This window comes from Amycolatopsis sp. lyj-90 (genome assembly GCF_046549035.1).
Classification (GTDB): Bacteria; Actinomycetota; Actinomycetes; order Mycobacteriales; family Pseudonocardiaceae; genus Amycolatopsis.
Genome location: NZ_JAJPWP010000003.1, coordinates 114,289 through 130,750, shown reverse-complemented (window position 1 = coordinate 130,750; position 16,462 = coordinate 114,289). Strand labels below are relative to the sequence as shown.

General features: G+C 70.0%; 17 protein-coding genes. 7 read left to right on the top strand and 10 right to left on the bottom strand.

All coding sequences use genetic code 11. The features are described 5' to 3' along the window. Window positions 1-74: 74 nt before the first annotated feature. The 5 genes from groL to ACLJPX_RS12005 all read right to left on the bottom strand — a co-directional run bounded on the left by groL (window position 75) and on the right by ACLJPX_RS12005 (window position 5,086). Window positions 75-1,703: a chaperonin GroEL gene (gene groL, locus ACLJPX_RS12025; RefSeq protein WP_101610922.1), complete on the bottom strand. Its 1,629-nt coding sequence runs from the start codon at window positions 1,701-1,703 to the stop codon at window positions 75-77. 262 nt (window positions 1,704-1,965) lie between these two features. Next, complete coding sequence (locus ACLJPX_RS12020) at window positions 1,966-3,405, bottom strand: serine/threonine-protein kinase (RefSeq protein WP_410600144.1); 1,440 nt, start codon at window positions 3,403-3,405, stop codon at window positions 1,966-1,968. Window positions 3,406-3,462: 57 nt separating this feature from the next. Next, window positions 3,463-3,666, bottom strand: coding sequence for a cold-shock protein (locus ACLJPX_RS12015; RefSeq protein ID WP_410600143.1), 204 nt, complete (start codon window positions 3,664-3,666; stop codon window positions 3,463-3,465). Window positions 3,667-3,780: 114 nt separating this feature from the next. Then, complete coding sequence (locus ACLJPX_RS12010) at window positions 3,781-4,404, bottom strand: AIM24 family protein (protein WP_410600142.1); 624 nt, start codon at window positions 4,402-4,404, stop codon at window positions 3,781-3,783. 4 nt (window positions 4,405-4,408) lie between these two features. Next, the gene (locus tag ACLJPX_RS12005) at window positions 4,409-5,086 is read right to left on the bottom strand and encodes a TIGR00266 family protein (protein WP_007033418.1); all 678 of its coding nucleotides are present in this window, start codon (window positions 5,084-5,086) and stop codon (window positions 4,409-4,411) included. 74 nt (window positions 5,087-5,160) lie between these two features. Here ACLJPX_RS12005 and glp point away from each other — a divergent pair, with 74 nt between their 5' ends. Then, window positions 5,161-6,354 (top strand): gephyrin-like molybdotransferase Glp, encoded by a 1,194-nt coding sequence (glp, locus tag ACLJPX_RS12000; RefSeq protein ID WP_410600141.1) that lies wholly within the window; start codon window positions 5,161-5,163, stop codon window positions 6,352-6,354. Window positions 6,355-6,371: 17 nt separating this feature from the next. Here glp and ACLJPX_RS11995 read toward each other — a convergent pair whose 3' ends face one another. Both ACLJPX_RS11995 and ACLJPX_RS11990 read right to left on the bottom strand, forming a co-directional pair. After that, the gene (locus tag ACLJPX_RS11995) at window positions 6,372-7,625 is read right to left on the bottom strand and encodes an MFS transporter (protein ID WP_410600140.1); all 1,254 of its coding nucleotides are present in this window, start codon (window positions 7,623-7,625) and stop codon (window positions 6,372-6,374) included. Beyond that, window positions 7,622-8,185: an ArsR/SmtB family transcription factor gene (locus ACLJPX_RS11990; protein ID WP_410600139.1), complete on the bottom strand. Its 564-nt coding sequence runs from the start codon at window positions 8,183-8,185 to the stop codon at window positions 7,622-7,624. The genes ACLJPX_RS11995 and ACLJPX_RS11990 overlap by 4 nt, the downstream gene beginning before the upstream one ends. Before the next feature lie 80 nt (window positions 8,186-8,265). On the opposite strand from ACLJPX_RS11990, the gene ACLJPX_RS11985 reads away from it, so the two are divergent. The 3 genes from ACLJPX_RS11985 (at window position 8,266) to pssA (ending at window position 10,737) form a co-directional block, all read left to right on the top strand. Beyond that, a complete protein-coding gene (locus ACLJPX_RS11985; protein WP_410600138.1) occupies window positions 8,266-8,556 on the top strand; it encodes a GlsB/YeaQ/YmgE family stress response membrane protein in 291 nt (96 codons plus the stop codon). Window positions 8,557-9,033: 477 nt separating this feature from the next. Beyond that, on the top strand, window positions 9,034-9,762 hold the full coding sequence (locus tag ACLJPX_RS11980; protein ID WP_410600137.1) for a phosphatidylserine decarboxylase: 729 nt from the start codon (window positions 9,034-9,036) through the stop codon (window positions 9,760-9,762). Window positions 9,763-9,765: 3 nt separating this feature from the next. Next, window positions 9,766-10,737: a CDP-diacylglycerol--serine O-phosphatidyltransferase gene (pssA, locus tag ACLJPX_RS11975; RefSeq protein WP_101610931.1), complete on the top strand. Its 972-nt coding sequence runs from the start codon at window positions 9,766-9,768 to the stop codon at window positions 10,735-10,737. Between the two features lie 294 nt (window positions 10,738-11,031). Here pssA and ACLJPX_RS11970 read toward each other — a convergent pair whose 3' ends face one another. Further along, window positions 11,032-11,664 (bottom strand): TetR/AcrR family transcriptional regulator C-terminal domain-containing protein, encoded by a 633-nt coding sequence (locus ACLJPX_RS11970; RefSeq protein WP_410600136.1) that lies wholly within the window; start codon window positions 11,662-11,664, stop codon window positions 11,032-11,034. A gap of 81 nt (window positions 11,665-11,745) precedes the next feature. On the opposite strand from ACLJPX_RS11970, the gene ACLJPX_RS11965 reads away from it, so the two are divergent. Continuing rightward, window positions 11,746-12,354, top strand: coding sequence for a nitroreductase family protein (locus tag ACLJPX_RS11965; RefSeq protein ID WP_410600135.1), 609 nt, complete (start codon window positions 11,746-11,748; stop codon window positions 12,352-12,354). A 19-nt stretch (window positions 12,355-12,373) separates the two neighbouring features. After that, window positions 12,374-14,653, top strand: a complete 2,280-nt coding sequence (locus ACLJPX_RS11960; protein WP_101610934.1) for an AAA family ATPase — start codon at window positions 12,374-12,376, stop codon at window positions 14,651-14,653. A 54-nt stretch (window positions 14,654-14,707) separates the two neighbouring features. Here the strand turns inward: ACLJPX_RS11960 and ACLJPX_RS11955 are convergent, their stop codons facing one another. Beyond that, entirely contained in the window at window positions 14,708-15,343 is a 636-nt protein-coding gene (locus ACLJPX_RS11955) for a LytR C-terminal domain-containing protein (protein WP_410600134.1), read from the bottom strand. Then, entirely contained in the window at window positions 15,340-15,651 is a 312-nt protein-coding gene (locus ACLJPX_RS11950) for a DUF3263 domain-containing protein (protein ID WP_101610936.1), read from the bottom strand. Before ACLJPX_RS11950 ends, ACLJPX_RS11955 begins: the two co-directional genes overlap by 4 nt. 157 nt (window positions 15,652-15,808) lie before the next feature. On the opposite strand from ACLJPX_RS11950, the gene ACLJPX_RS11945 reads away from it, so the two are divergent. After that, window positions 15,809-16,375, top strand: coding sequence for a peptide deformylase (locus ACLJPX_RS11945; protein WP_101610937.1), 567 nt, complete (start codon window positions 15,809-15,811; stop codon window positions 16,373-16,375). The last annotated feature ends 87 nt before the right edge of the window (window positions 16,376-16,462 follow it).

Here is a 16,462-nt window from a genome sequence, read left to right as displayed (position 1 = left end):
TCCTCACTTCACGGCAAAGGAAAAGCCCGGACGCGCGAGGCGCGTCCGGGCTTTCCGGTGTTACGGGCTCGAACTCAGAAGTCCATGCCACCCATGCCACCGGACGGGTCGGCGGGAGCGGCCGAGGCCTTCTCCGGCTTGTCCGCCACGACGGCTTCGGTGGTCAGGAACAGCGCCGCGATGGAAGCGGCGTTCTGCAGCGCGGAGCGGGTGACCTTCGTGGGGTCCGGCACGCCGGCGGCGAGCAGGTCCTCGTAGACACCGGTGGCGGCGTTGAGGCCGTGACCCTGCGGGAGGGACTTGACCTTCTCCGCCACGACGCCGCCTTCGAGGCCGGCGTTGATCGCGATCTGCTTGAGCGGCGCCTCGACGGCGACCTTGACGATGTTGGCACCAGTGGCCTCGTCGCCCTCGAGCTTCAGACCGGCGAAGGCAGCCTCGGCGGCCTGGATGAGAGCGACGCCACCACCGGCGACGATGCCCTCTTCGACGGCGGCCTTGGCGTTGCGCACTGCATCCTCGATGCGGTGCTTGCGCTCCTTCAGCTCGACCTCGGTGGCGGCACCGGCCTTGATGACGGCCACGCCGCCGGCCAGCTTCGCCAGACGCTCCTGGAGCTTCTCGCGGTCGTAGTCCGAGTCCGAGTTCTCGATCTCGGCGCGGATCTGGTTGACGCGACCCTGGATCTGGTCGGCGTCGCCCGCACCCTCGACGATGGTGGTCTCGTCCTTGGTGATGACGGCCTTGCGCGCCTTGCCCAGCAGGGAAAGGTCCGCGTTCTCCAGCTTGAGGCCGACGTCCTCGGAGATGACCTGGCCACCGGTCAGGATCGCGATGTCCTGCAGGATCGCCTTGCGGCGGTCACCGAAGCCCGGGGCCTTGACGGCGACGGACTTGAAGGTGCCGCGCATCTTGTTGACGATCAGGGTGGCCAGAGCCTCGCCCTCGACGTCCTCGGCGATGATCAGCAGCGGCTTGCCGGACTGGATGACCTTCTCCAGCAGCGGCAGCACGTCCTTGACGGTGGAGATCTTGGAACCGAAGAGGAGGACGTACGGGTCCTCGAGCTCGGCTTCCTGACGCTCCGGGTCGGTCACGAAGTAACCGGAGATGTAGCCCTTGTCGAAGCGCATACCCTCGGTGAGCTCGAGCTCGAGCCCGAAGGTGTTGCTCTCCTCGACGGTGACGACGCCTTCCTTGCCGACCTTGTCCAGCGCCTCGGCGATGAGCTCGCCGATGGTGCGGTCAGCGGCCGAGATCGAGGCGGTAGCAGCGATCTGCTCCTTGGTCTCGATCTGGACGGCCATCTTGTGCAGCTGCTCGGTGATGGCCTCGACGGCCGCCTCGATGCCACGCTTCAGGCTGATGGGGTCGGCCCCGGCGGCGACGTTGCGCAGACCCTCGCGGACGAGAGCCTGGGCGAGCACGGTGGCGGTGGTGGTGCCGTCACCCGCGACGTCGTCGGTCTTCTTGGCAACTTCCTTGACGAGCTCGGCCCCGATCTTCTCCCACGGGTCTTCGAGCTCGATCTCCTTGGCGATGGAGACACCGTCGTTGGTGATCGTCGGCGCGCCCCACTTCTTTTCGAGCACGACGTTCCGGCCCCGCGGGCCGAGGGTCACCTTGACGGCTTCGGCGAGGATGTTCAAGCCACGCTCAAGACCGCGGCGGGCGTCCTCGTCGAACGCGATCAGTTTGGCCATTTCGGTGTGGTCCTCCGGTATTGGGCGCCGCCGCACGCTCTGCCTCGAATGTCACAGAAGCGCGGCGGCAGGACTCTTCCTCGGCCAGGCTCGGTGCCCGCGACGGACGACCCACCCACTCAAGGGTGCGGCCTCACCGTCCCGACCTTCAGGCGAGCGGTCGGTGACCGCCTGCCTGGCACTCGACGGCGTCGAGTGCCAATGCCGTGTTTAGCACTCTCCAGGGTCGAGTGCAAGAACCGCAGGTCAGCGTGGTGCTGTGTCAGTTGCCCGGCTTGATGGAGATCGACGTCGGCGGAGCCTTCGCCGACGACTCCGGGGACTGCGACTGCGAGTCGCCGGGGCCGACCGGGATGTTCGGCGCGGTGGTCTGCGGGCCGTTGCCACTGCTCGAATCACCGAAGACGAGGATCGCCGCGACGATCGCGCCCGCGACCACGAGGACGCCGACGATGATCCAGATCCACTTGGCGCCGCCGCCCTTCTTGGGCTGCTGCTGGAAACCGCCCTGCTGCGGCGGCGGGCCGTAACCGGGCGGCGGACCTTGCTGGTAGCCGCCCTGCTGGAAACCGCCTTGCTGCGGCGGGGGGCCGTAACCCGGGGGCGGGCCCTGCTGGAAACCACCGGGCTGCTGGTAGCCGCCCTGCTGCTGCGGCGGGCCGTACCCGGGCGGCGGGCCCTGCGGCGGGGGTCCCTGCGGTCCCGGTCCCTGCTGGCCGTAGCCGGGCTGCTGTCCTCCGTACGGGTGCACGGGGCCCCCCTCTCCCTGTGGCGGCGTGTTCTGCCGTTGCGGTACCGCCTGCTGGACGGTCGCGGCCGCCACCTGCCCTGGCGGGCCCGGGGGCTCGTTCGACGCCGCGAGCGGACCGAGGGCGCGCCTGGCGGCCGCGATCATCTCAACACAGTTCGGGTAGCGATCGGCGGGATTCTTCGCCATTCCCTTCCGGACGACCTCGTCGATCCCGGCGGGCACGCCGACGATCCGCGAGATGGCCGGGGGCTCGCCGTTCAGGTGCCCCTTGATGACCGTCTGCACGTCGCCCTTGAAGGGCGGGCTGCCGGTCAGGCAGGCGTAGAGGACGCAGGTGAGGGCGTACTGGTCGGTGCGGCCGTCGAGCGGCTCGCCGCGCAGGTGCTCGGGCGCGGCGTAGGTGGGCGAACCGAGGAAGTCGCCGCCGCGGGTGCGGTGTCCGGTGGCGCCGCGGCGGGTCAGGCCGAAGTCGGCGACGTAGACGTGCTCGCGCGAGGTCTCCTTGCTGGTGACCAGGACGTTGGCCGGTTTGACGTCGAGGTGTACGAGACCCCGGTTGTGCAGGGTGTCGAGCGCGTCGGCGACCTGGTCGAGCATGGTGAGCGTGCGGGCGGGCGCGATCGGGCCGCCGGAGATCAGCCCGGCGAGGTCCCCGCCGTCGACCATCCGCATGGCGATGTAGAGCATGCCTTCGAGCTCGCCGAAGTCGTACAAGGGCACGACGTTGGCATGGTCGATCGCGGACGTGTTCCGCGCCTCGTCGACGAAGCGCTCGCGGAACTCGGCGTCGGCCCCCAGGTGATCACCGATGACCTTCAGTGCCACCTTGCGTCCGAGCCGCACGTCCGTGGCCTTGTAGGTCACGCTCATGCCGCCCTTGCCGAGCACACCGTCGATGCGGTAGTTGCCCAGCCGGCGACCGGTCAGGTCCCCCGACTCATCGCCTGTCACGCAGCGCAGCCTAACGCGCCAGTTCCGGCGGCTGCCGCGGGTCGCCTGAACCCGGCGCTAAACCTTGCGCACGTCCGCCGCTTGACTCCGCCCGTCACGGCCGGACTGGACTTCGAATTCCACGCGGTCACCCTCGTCGAGCGTCCGGAATCCGTCGGCCTGAATGGCCGAGTAGTGGACGAAGACGTCGGGCCCTTCGGTGGATTCGATGAATCCGTAGCCCTTTTCCCAGTTGAACCATTTGACGGTGCCGACTGCCACTGCGCACTCCCTCAGCACGGGGCCCGCCGGCCTTCTCTGCCCCGGACGGCGGTTTCGAGTGCAGTTCACGCTACCCGAATTACCGGCTTCGGCAATGGTCGATTCGTCCCAAGGTCACCCGCGAGAAAGCCGCCTATTGCGCGCTTGCACAAGGACGCGTCCTGGTCCTGCGAAGTCCAGCGCGAGCCCCTCGCCGGTGCGGACCGACTGCGGACCCGCCTGGTCGACGGCGCGGAGACGGCACTGCACGGTGTCCGGATAGGCCAGCAGGAAGTCCGGCCGCACGGTGACGAGTTCGCCCGCGGTGAGTTCGAAGGCGTCGACCGGGCCCTGCGCGGCCAGCACGAGCGGACCGCTTCCGCTGTAGTGCTCCAGGAAACCGGAATCGGCCCCGAAGAGCTTCTGCAGCGGCGCCCAGCCGGGGTCCTGCCTGATGGTCGCCGGCCGGGCGAGGATCGCGTCCCGGCTCACGCACCAGCCCGAGCCGCCGGTGAACTCCAGCGGGTAGACGTCGCCGGCGGTCAGCGGCGCGAAGTCGATCCAGCCGCCGCCCTCCGGCGCGTTGAACACCGACGGGGCGGCCTTGCCCGCCCGGGAACCGCCGCGCGCGGGAACGGTTTCGGTGATGCCGAAACTGCTGGCCAGCATGGTGTCCCCGGCGGCCTGGACGGCCTCGCCGGGGGACAGCAGGATGCGGGCGACCCCGAAGTTGGGGGTGTGCCTGGTCTGGACGCGCATGCGCTCAGCGGGCGGGGACCTGGGCGATCACCCAGGCGGACAGCGCCGACGGGTTACGGGTCTGGGTGAGCAGCTGGCCAGGCCCGGCGAAGTCGAAGACGAGGCCTTCGCCGCTCTTCATCGACTGGATGACGCCGGTGGCGACCTTGCGGATCTGGTACTGCACGGTGTCGGCGAACGCGACGACGTGCCCGGTGTCGATGGTGATCACCTCGCCCTGCTGGAGGGTGACCGTCTCCAGCGCGCCGTAGCAGGCCACGACCAGCGGGCCCTGTCCCGTCGCGTGGGTCAGGAAGCCGCCTTCGCCGCCGACGAGGTTTTTGAGCCCGCCCCATTTGGTCTCGGTCTGCACGCCGTGGGAGGACGCGAGCCACGAGCCGCGGGTGACGCACCAGCCGGTGCGGCCGTCGAGGTTGATGATCTGCATGTCGCCCGGCAGGTTCGCGGCGACGTCGACCCAGCCGCCGTTCTGCGGGGCGGTGTAGGTGGAGATGAAGAAGGACTCGCCGGAGAGGAAGGCGCGGCCGAGGCCCTTCATGATGCCGCCCTGCGCCTGTGACTGGACCTGCACGCCGTAGCTCGTCGCCATCATCGCGCCCGACTCGACCTGCGCCGGTTCACCCGGCGCGAGCATGAGCCTCGCCACCGCGAACGATGGCTGGTGACGGATCTGAACCTGCATGTCTTCTTCTCCCCGGTGGTCGTTGTGACGCGCAGAGTCTTGCATGCGGGCCCGGAGGCGGGAGGATGGTCGGCGTGATCTCCGTCGACGCCCACCGTGAGACCGTCACCGGCCTGCTCGGGAACGCCCCCGTCATCAGCCTTCCGCTCGCCTCCGCCGCCGGGCTCGTCCTGGCCGAGGACGTGCTCGCGGGGGTTTCGCTACCGCCGTTCGACAACTCCGCGATGGACGGTTACGCCGTCCGCGCGGCGGATGTCGCCGAAGTTCCCGTGACACTGCCCGTCGCCGACGACATCCCCGCCGGCCGCGTCGACATCGGGAAGCTGGAGCCGGGTACCGCGCACCGGATCATGACCGGCGCCCCGCTGCCGCCCGGCGCGGACGCGGTGGTGATGGTCGAGCACACGGACGGTGGCGTGACCGACGTCCGGATTCTCAGGACAGCCGTCCCGGACGCGCACATCCGGCATCTCGGCGAAGACGTCGTCGAGGGCACGGTGGCGCTGCCCGCCGGAACCGTGCTCGGCCCGGCGCAACTGGGTCTCGCGGCGGCTGTCGGCCTCGCCGAGGTTCCGGTGCGGAGGCCGCTGAAGGTCCTCGTCGTGTCGACCGGCACCGAACTCGTCGACGCGCCGAATCCGTTGCGGCACGGGCAGATCTACGAATCGAACAGCATCATGCTGGCGTCCGCGATCCGTGCGCTCGGCTGCGAGGCCGAGGTCGTGCGCAGTGTCGTCGACGACGTGGACGAGTTCCGCGCGGTGATCGAGCCGCGGCTGGCGGACGTGGATCTTCTGGTGACTTCGGGCGGGGTCAGCGCGGGGGCGTACGAAGTGGTGAAGGACGCGCTGACCGGGCAGGGCGTGGAATTCCGGAAGGTCGCGATGCAGCCGGGCGGGCCGCAGGGCTGCGGGCGGTGGAACGGCGTGCCGGTGGTGACGTTGCCGGGCAACCCGGTGAGCGTGCTCGTCTCGTTCGAGGCGTTCCTGCGGCCGGCGTTGCTCGCGGCGATGGGGCATTCCGGCGTCGACCGGCAGAAGGTGCGGGCCCGGCTGACCGAGGCGATGAAGTCCCCCGCCGGGCGGCGTCAGTTCCGGCGGGGCTTCTACACGCATTCGGAGGGCGAGGTCACCGGGGTCGTCGGACCGCGCGGCGGCCCCGGCTCGCATCTGCTGGCGTCGTTCACGCAGGCCAACTGCCTGATCGTGCTGCCGGAGGAGGTGGACTCGGCCGAGCAGGGCGACGAGGTGGACGTCCTGCTGCTGTGACCTCTGCCGTGTCGCGTTTAGCCCGCTAAACGCGACACGGAGGGGAAGTCGCGGCACCGGCCGATCGGCGTGAACAGCAGGGCCGCGACGGCGAGGACCTCGAGCCCGGCCATCAAGCCCAGCGTCTGCCGCACGCCGGCGGTCTCGCCGAGGATCCCGCCGAGCAGGCCGCCGAGCGCGATCGCGCCGAAGCTGAGCACGGACATGCTCGCGGTGACCCGGCCGAACATCGCCGCCGGGACGTAGCGCTGTTTGAAGGTGGCGTTGAGGACGTTCGAGCCGACGACCCCGGCGCTGAGCGAGAATCCGGCGGCGACGAAGAAGGCGAGCCCCCAGCCGTCCCGCGCGAGCGGCCCCAGCAACATCATCAGCGCCCCGAAGGCCTCGCAGAGCACGAAGGCCCGCGCGGTGCCGATCCGCGCGGCGAGTTTGCCCGACAACGCGGCTCCGACGACGCCGCCCAGGCCGGCGAGGGCGAGCACGATTCCGGCGGTACCCACTCCCACGCCGAGATCCCGGACGAGGAACACGACCTCGATCGATTGGTAGCCCATGAGCGCGACGTTCGAGATCGCGCCGAAGACCGCGAACACCCGCAGGTACCGGTCGTGGAGGACGAAGTCGAGACCCTCGCGGATCTCGTCCCGCAGTCGCGTCCGCGTCTTGGCCGGGCGCTCCGGCTCGCGGTAGCGGATGGAGCGCAGGCACAGCACGGAGATCCCGAAACTGACGGCGTCGGCGAGCACCCCGGCGACGGCGCCGAACGCGTGGGCGAGCAGACCGGCGAAAGCGGGACCGCCGATCTGCGCCGCGGACTCGCTGCCCTGCAGCTTCTCGTTGGCCTCCTGGAGGTCTTCCTTCTCGACCAGCGAAGGCAGGTACGCGCGGTAGGCGACGTTGAAGAACACCTTCGCGACTCCGCCCGCCAGCGCGACGACGAGCAGTTGGGTCATCGTGAGCAGTCCGAACCACGCGGCGATCGGGACGCTCAGGAACACCAGCATGGAGAAGGTGTTGCACGCCAGCATGATCGGCCGTTTCGGGCGCCGGTCGACCCAGGCGCCCGCCGGCAGTCCGATCAGCAGCCACGGCAGCCAGGCGGCCGCGGTCAGCAGCCCGACCGCGAACGTGCTGGCCTGCAGGGCGACCACGGCGACGAGCGGCAGCGCGACGACCGCGATGGAACTGCCGAGCACGCTGGTCGTCTCGCCGGTCCACAGCAGCCGGAAATCCCGGGAGCGCAGCAATCCGCCGCGTTCGCGGACGCTCACGGCCGGGCCGGGACGGCTCGGGTGGCGAAGAACACCGGCCTGCGTTCCTGGCCGTCGTCCGGCTGTTCCCGGTCGCTGTACTCCCGGAGCAGCGCCTGGATCCGGCCCTCGATTTCGGCCATTTCCGCGACCGAGAGCTTCATCCAGCTGTCGGTGGCGAAGGCGGCTCGGTGCCACTCCTCCGGATAGGTCTCGCGTTCGGCGAACCATTGGCGCGCCATGGAAACCTGGCGTTCGAGGGCGAGGGATTCGGCGGCGGCCGCGACCGGGTCGTCGGGGAAGTCCGACGGCGACCAGGAAACCGCGTAACCGACGCGGCGCCACCAGCGCTCACGCCGGTCTCGGGCTAGTTCCGGCGCCTCCTCGACCAGGTCGCTGGCGGCCAGCACCTTGAGATGGTGGCTGACGTTCCCGACCGCCTGCCCGGTCCGCTCGGCGAGTACGGACGCCGTGCACGGGCCGTCGAGACGGAGGACGTCGAGCAGGCGGCGCCGCAGCGGGTGGGACATCGCGGCGAGCACCTTCGAATCGTGGACTTCACGCACTTCACGGTCGGCCATAACGCACAACAGTAGTTGCACAAGAGCCCTTGTACAAGTCTTCTTGTGCGCTACTCCATCCGCGTCGGTAATCTCGTGGCATGGGTTTCTTCTCGTGGATCGTGTTCGGCGCCATCGCCGGGTGGCTGGCCAACGTCGTGGTGGGCGGCCCGGACCGGCGTGGCGGCTGCCTGTTCAGCATCCTGGTCGGCGTGCTCGGCGCGGCGCTCGGCGGTTTCATCTACCGCCTCGCGACGGGCACCGAGCGGTCCTTCGAGTTCGACTTCCCCAGCTTCGGCGTGGCCATTCTCGGCTCGATCGTGCTGCTCGCCCTGCTGCGGCTGGTGCGCGGCTCGGGGCGGCGCGACTCGCGGTCTTCGTATCGCCGGTGATCGGCCGGGTGACCGTTGGTAACGGTTTTCCCGTGACCGGTGATCACCGGCTTCCGCCGAACTAGAGTGGGACGTTCGCTCAGTTCCAGTGGCCGCGTCCGGGTGCATGTGCCGTCGGGGGGCATATGCACCCGGACGCGCGTGCCTCGGCGATGACCGAGACGGCGCGGACAGGGTCGATGAGCGAAGGCATCGGCGCCGCCGAAATGTCCCTCTTCCAGGCTCGGAACAGCTCGGCGAGTCGCTCGCCTGCGGGGTCCGGACTGGCGGGCATTCGCGGGTCCTCAAGGTCGGCGATCGGCATCAATTACCTAGAGTTATCGCGTATTTCCACCTTCCGTTACCGGGATGTGGTCCCTCCCACCCGAGGCGGGGAAACCCTTCCGGGGGAGGCCACGGCCCGCCCCCGGACAGGGCGGTAGCGTGGTGGCTCTTCATGCCCCCACCCCCCGACACGAACTGCGGTGAACCCGACCAATGAGCGGCAACCGGCCGGAATCCACTGGAAACCCACTCACGCACGCCGTGAAGCTGGCCCGCGAGACCGTTCCGCCGATGCACCCGGCCGGCAGGCCGTTCGTGTTCGGCGGTCTCGCCGCGACGCTGGTGTTGCGGAAGTTCTCCAAGCGCCTCGGTGTCGTCGGCGCGCTCGCGACGGCCGCCACGGCCGCGTTCTTCCGTGAGCCCAAGCGCGTCCCGCCCACCCAGTCCGGCCTCGCGGTCGCGTCGGCGGACGGTCTGGTCTCGCTGATCGAAGAGGCCGTGCCGCCGCCCGAGCTGGGCCTGTCCGCCGAGCCGCGGATGCGGGTGAGCGTGTTCCTGTCGGTGTTCGACGTGCACGTCCAGCGGATCCCGGCGTCGGGTGTGATCGAGCGGGTCGCGTACCGGCCCGGGAAGTTCCTGTCGGCGGACCTGGACAAGGCGAGCGAGGACAACGAGCGCAACTCCGTGCTCATGCGCACCGAAGACGGCCACGAGCTCGTCGTGGTGCAGATCGCCGGGCTGGTGGCGCGGCGCATCCTCTGCGAAATCCGCGAGGGCGACAAGGTCGGCGTCGGCTCGACGTACGGCATCATCCGCTTCGGCTCGCGAGTCGACCTGTACCTGCCTCCCGGCAGCAAGGTCCTCGTCTCGAAGGGCCAGCGCACGATCGGCGGCGAGACCCCGATCGCCGAGCTGCCCTCGGCGCCGCACTCGGAAGGCTGATCCATGGTCCGTGTGACCACTCCCGGCGTGCGGCTGCTGCCGAACGCCATCACGGTGCTCGCCCTGTGCGCCGGTCTGTCGTCGGTGCAGTTCGCGCTGATCGGCAACTATCCGATGGCGATCGCGTCGATCGGGATCGCCGCGGTGCTCGACAGCCTCGACGGCCGGATCGCGCGGCTGCTGGACGCGACGTCGAAAATGGGGCAGGAGCTCGACTCACTGTCCGACGGCATCTCGTTCGGTGTCGCGCCCGCGCTGGTGCTGTACGTCTGGCACGCCGAGGGCGAGCGGATCGGCTGGGTGGCGTCGCTGATCTTCGCGGTCTGCATGATCCTGCGGCTGGCACGGTTCAACACGCTGATCGAGGACACCGAGCAGCCGCCGTACGCGGGCGAGTTCTTCGTCGGTGTGCCCGCGCCCGCCGGTGGCCTGCTGGCGATGCTGCCGCTGATCCTGGAGCTGCAGTTCGGGCAGGGCTGGTGGTCGCACCAGTACACGGTGTGGGTGTGGACGATCGCCGTGGCCGCGCTGCTGATCAGCCGGATCCCGACGCTTTCGCTGAAGACGGTGAAGGCGCCGGCGAAGGCGATCGCGCCGCTGCTGGTCGGGGTGGGCCTGCTGGCCGCCGCGATCATCCAGTTCCCGCTGGTGGCGCTGGCGATCGCGCTGGTGCTGTACCTGGCGCACATCCCGTACTCGGTGTACCGGCAGCGCTGGCTGGCCAATCACCCGGAGGCGTGGATGGCGCCGCCGCGGGAACGGCGGGCGATCCGGCGTTCCTCGAGCCGCCGGCGGCTGGGCCTGCGCCCGCCGCTGCGGCGCGTGGTGGCCGGTGCCGCCCAGCGCGTCCGGCTGCAGCGAGGCGAACAGCACGTCGCACGCGCTCCGCGCACCCTCACCAACGACAAGGACCGCGACAACGGCCGGGGCCCCCGGCGCCGCTCGTGGCGCCGAATCGGCCTCCGTAAACGCTGACCCCGCGTTCCCCCACCCCCCGCCCGTCCCAGGGGGACGGCCCCGCGCCCAGCGTATCGGGGCCGACCGACGGGACCTGGGGAAACGGGGGCCGGGAGCGGGAGTTGTCCACAACGGGGTGACCCTGTGGACAACTTGGGGACAAGTGGCCTGGAGCTGGCCTCGGTCGCTCTATCCGGATTGCTCAGTACATGAAGGCCCCCTTCCTTGCGCCTAACGCAAGGAAGGGGGCCTTCACGTACTGACACGGCCATGTACTGACACGGCGCCACCGCGACACCAAAGGTCCCTTGCTCACCGCGCCGAAGCGGCCAGCCCGCCGATCACCAGGTCCAGCTGGAATTCGAAGTCCTGCAGGCAGTCGCCCTCCAGCATCGACGGCAGCACCCGGTGCAGGGCGGGCAGCTCACGAGCGGTCACCAGTCGCTGGAACCACGCGTCGACAGGCTCGGCACGCGCCTCGGAAACGCCGCCGGAAAGCCCCACGGATTCGGTCAGCACGGCCCCGAACACCAGCCCCATCAGCGATCGGTAGCCCCGCGCCGCACCGCGCTCGTCCAGTCCCGCGTCCAGGAGTGCCGCGAGCATCGCGTCGATGAACTTCAGCGCCCCCACCGAACGCGGGTTGGCCTGATCCGTCGCCAAAGCGCGCACGACGACCGGGTAGTGCGAGAAAGCCGCGTACAGGCCGCAGGTGAGCGCCCGCAGCCGCGAATCCCAAGGACCGGGAGCGGGCAGCGGGACACCTTCGAAGACCCGCGCGGTCAACCCGTCGAGCAGATCACCCTTGTTCGCGACGTGGTTGTACAGCGACATCGCCTCGACGCCCAGCTCAGCGGCCAATTTTCGCATCGACAGCCCGGCCAGGCCGTGTTCGCTCGCGAGCCGCAGCGCGGCGTCGAGCACCTTCTCCCTGCTGAGCGCCATGGCCCGAATCTACCGTGAGCCACTTACGCCGTAAGTACTTACATCGTATGCTTACGTCGTAAGTCACCTCTGGGAGGAATCATGGACGCCGAAACCCTGCTCACCACCACCCGCTCGGTCCGCCGCAAACTCGACTTCGAGCGCCCGGTGCCCACCGACGTGCTCAAGGACTGCCTCCGGATCGCGCAGCAGGCCCCCGCCGCGGGCAATCTCCTCGACGCCGCGCATTGGGTGGTCGTGACCGACCCCGCCCTGCGCACCCCCATCGCGCGGATCGTCCGCGAAGACGCCATCGCCACGATGAAGCGCTACGAGCATCTCGTCGACCCGTCCGCCTTCACCTCGGCGCGGCACCTCGTCGACAACCTCGACCGCGTCCCGGCGCTGGTGATCCCCTGCCTGACCGGCCGCCCGCCGGAGGGACACATCGAGCAGAGCGCCTACTACGGCTCGTCGTACCCGGCGATCTGGAGCTTCCAGCTCGCCCTGCGTGCCAAGGGCCTCGGCAGCTCGATGTGCGGCTATCACCTCGCCGAGCACGAAGCCGACGTCGCCGGCCTCCTCGGAATCCCGGCCGACGTCACGCAAATCTCCCTGCTGGCCGTCGCGTACACGACCCAGCGGGACTTCCGGCCCGGCAAGCGGCCGCCACTCGACCGGATCGCGCACTTCAACGGCTGGGCGGCCTGAGCCTGGATAGGGTGACGGGGTGAGCGCACCCCAGATCACGCTGACCGTCCGGCACACCCCCTCCGCCCTGGATTCCCGCCGCGGCGTCGTCCGGCTGCACCCCGAAGTCCTCGACGCGCTCGGCCTGATGGCCTGGGACGCCGTCCGCCTCACCGGCGCGCGGGTCAGTTCCGCGCTGGCCGCCCCGTCGGAGGCGGAGGGGATCCCGGGCGTGATCCTCCTCGACGACGTCACGATGTCGAACCTCGGCGTGACCGAGGGCTCGGAAGTGGTCGTCGCACCGGCGGAGGTGTCGGCGGCGAAGACGGTCACCGTGTCGGGTTCGCGGATGGCGAGCGTGTCGCTCTCCCCGCACACCCTGCGGCTCGCCCTGATCGGCAAGGTGCTGACCGTCGGCGACGCGGTTTCCCTGCTCCCCCAGGATCTCGCGCCCGCGCCGGGCTCCGACGTCTCCGCGGTCCGCGGCCAGCTCTCCCGCGCCATCGGCATGACGTGGACGAACGAGCTGCTCACCGTCACCGCCACCGAGCCGTCGGGACCGGTCGCCGTCGGACCGTCCACTGTGGTCAGCTGGCGTGACGGCGCCCGCACCGGCGAGGCCGCGCCCGCCGCCGCCCCGGCCCGCGCCGGGACGACCTTGGTGCGCAGCACGCCCTCGACTCCGCACGAGGACTTCATCGACGCCGAGATCGTCGAAGACGAACAGCTCGACGAGGTGGCCGAGGAATCCGTGCCTCCCCTGTCGGACCTCGCCGGATCCGAATCGGCCGCGCGCAAGCTCGCCGAATGGTTCGACCTGGCCTTCCACCGTCCGGAGCTGCTGGCCAAACTCGGGACGTCGGCGCATCTCGGCGTCCTGCTGTCCGGGCCGGAAGGCGTCGGGAAGGCGACGCTGGTCCGCGCCGTGGCACAGGCCGAGAAGGTGCGGGTGGTGTCGCTCGCGGCGCCGAACATCGCCGTTCTCGATCCAAACGTGGCCGCCGCGCGGCTGCGAGAGGCGATCGAGCAGGCCACGCGCGACGAAGACCCCGCCGTCCTGCTGATCACCGACATCGACGCGCTGCTGCCCGCGTCCCAGCCGCCGCCGCTCGCGACGGTCGTCCTCGACGACCTGCGCAAGGCCTTGCGCAGCAAGGGGTTCGCGGTCATCGCCACCACCGGGCGGGCCGAGTCCACCGATCCGAGGCTGCGCGCCGCCGACCTGCTCGACCGCGAACTCGGCCTGCCGCTCCCGGACGCCAAGACCCGCACGGAACTGCTGCGCGTGCTCCTGCGCGACGCCCCGCTGGAGTCCGGCGTCGACGTCGGCCCGATCGCCGAGCGCACCCCCGGTTTCGTGGCCGCCGACCTCATCGCCCTCCGCCGTGACGCCGCCCTCCGCGCCGCGCTGCGGCAGCGCGACGCCGAGGAACCGCGGATCTCCCAGCAGGACCTGCTCGACGCGCTGACCACCGTCCGCCCGATCTCGATGTCCACTTCGGACAATCTGGCCACCGGCGGGCTCACCCTTGACGACGTCGGCAACATGACCGACGTCAAGCAGTCGCTCACCGAGGCGGTGCTGTGGCCGCTGCGCTACCCGGACTCGTTCGCCCGTCTCGGTGTCGACCCGCCGCGCGGCGTGCTCCTCTACGGGCCGCCCGGCGGCGGCAAGACGTTCCTGGTCCGCGCGCTCGCGGGCACCGGCGCGCTGAACGTTTTCGCGGTCAAGGGCGCCGAGCTGATGGACAAATGGGTCGGCGAGTCCGAGCGCGCGGTGCGGGAACTCTTCCGCCGCGCCTCCGAGGCCGCGCCGTCACTGATCTTTCTCGACGAGATCGACGCGCTCGCCCCGCGGCGCGGCCAGTCTTCGGACTCGGGCGTGTCGGACCGGGTCGTCGCGGCCCTGCTCACCGAGCTGGACGGTGTCGAGCCGATGCGCGAGGTCGTCGTCCTCGGCGCGACGAACCGGCCGGAACTGGTCGACCCGGCCCTGCTGCGGCCTGGACGGCTGGAACGTCGCGTCTACGTCCCGCCGCCGGACGCGCACGCGCGTGAGGCGATCCTGGCCGCCAGCGCGAAGAACACCCCGCTCGCGTCCGATGTGGACCTCGCGGCCTATGCGGCCACTTTGGACGGTTACTCGGCGGCGGACTGCGCGGCGCTGATCCGGGAGGCGGCGCTGACCGCGATGCGGGAGTCGCTGGAGGCCAAGGAGGTCACCGCCGCGCATCTGGCGAAGGCGGCCGAGGCCGTGCGGCCGTCGCTCGACCCGGCCCAGCTGGCGGCTCTGGAGGCCTACGCCCAGAACCAGGCATGAGTACGCGAAAGGCCCTCTTCCTCGCGATGGGAAGAGGGCCTTTCGCGTACTCGGCTAAGAGCCGGTCTTGTCGTTGACCTTGTAATCCTTGGTGACGATCACGATCACACCGGGGCCGATGTTCTGGATCTCCGCGAACCTCGGCTCGGCGCGGAACCCGAACTCCAGGGCCAGCGCCTTCGCGGCGGCTTCCTCGTCGGTGCCCGGCCGGTAGTAGGCCACGGTCTCGGGGAGCTTGCCCTGGTAGCCCTTGACCTCGGAGACGTTCCAGCCGGAGGCGCGGAAGTCCTTCGCGGCCTGCTCGGCGAGGCCCTGGATCAGGCTGTTGTTGTAGACGCGCACGGTCACCCACTTGTGCGACGCCTGCTGGTCTCCGCCCGGCTGGCCCGGCCCGGGCTGGCCGGTCTGCCCCGGCTGGCTCGCCGGTGGCGCGGAGCTGGCGGGCGCGCTCGACGGCGGCGCCGACGAGGCGGGCGGTGAGGTGGCCGAAGGCGAGCCCGGTGCCGGACTCGACGGCGGGGTCGCGCCGTCCGAGGTCGTGGGCGTGGTGCCGGGCGGCGTCGCCGTGTCCGAGTCACCGCCGCCGGTGGTCAGGGTGATCCCGCCGATCACGGCGGCGATCACTGCGACACCGACCAAGGCCAGTCCGGCGGCCTTCATCGGCCGGGACAGGCCCGAAAACAGACTCATGAGAGATCGATCCCCAGTCGCCGGGCCGCGCGATTGCGCTGCCGGGCCGCTCGCGTCTTTCGCAGGCGCTTCACCAGCATCGGATCGGCCTGCATGGCTTCGGTCTTCTCGAGCAGCCGGTTCAACAGCTGGTAATAACGCGTCGACGACATCGAGAAGCGTTCACGGATGGCCTGTTCCTTCGCGCCGGCGTACTTCCACCACTGCCGTTCGAAAGCGAGCATGTCGAGCTCGCGCTCGCTGAGGCCGTGCACGGTCTCCGACGGGGACGGCTGGTCGGGCTCAGCCATCGACTCCGCGGCGTCCATCCGACTCCTCGCAATCAGGTCAGTGCTCGGCGGCGTGAAACCACAGGCTTGTCATTCCGCGGCGCCATTAGACCACGGATCCGGCGCCCGGCCTCGGTATCGGCGTCGGCGCGTCACGGGTAAGGGTCTACCAGAAGGGTCCGACTAAACTGCGCTCGTGACCGTCCATCCCATCGTGATCGCCGGCGAGCCCGTGCTGCACAACCCGACTCGGGAGATCACCGAGTTCGACGACAAGCTGCGCACCCTCATCGACGACATGTTCGAGACCATGTACGCCGCCGAAGGGGTCGGCCTCGCGGCCAACCAGATCGGCCTCGACCAGCGCGTGTTCGTCTACGACTGCCCCGACGACGAGGGCACCCGCCACAAGGGCGTCGTGGTGAACCCGAAGCTCGAGACCTCGGAGATCCCGGAGACGATGCCGGACCCGGACGACGACTGGGAAGGCTGCCTGTCCGCCCCCGGCGAGTCGTACCCGACCGGCCGCGCTTCGTGGGCGAAGGTCACCGGCTTCGACGCCGAGGGCAACCCGATCGAGGTGGAGGGCACCGGCTACCTCGCGCGCTGCCTCCAGCACGAGACCGATCACCTGGACGGCTTCATCTACCTCGACCGGCTGGTCGGGCGCCACGCCCGGGCGGCGAAGAAGATGCTCAAGGCGAACCAGTGGGGCGTTCCGGGCAACTCGTGGCTGCCCGAACCCGAACCCGCCGGCGACTGACCCTTCCACTCGCGCAATCCCTGCCGCGCGTGCAATGAAAGGCCCGTTACTTGCAAAATTTGCAAGTAACGGGCCTTTCATGTCACG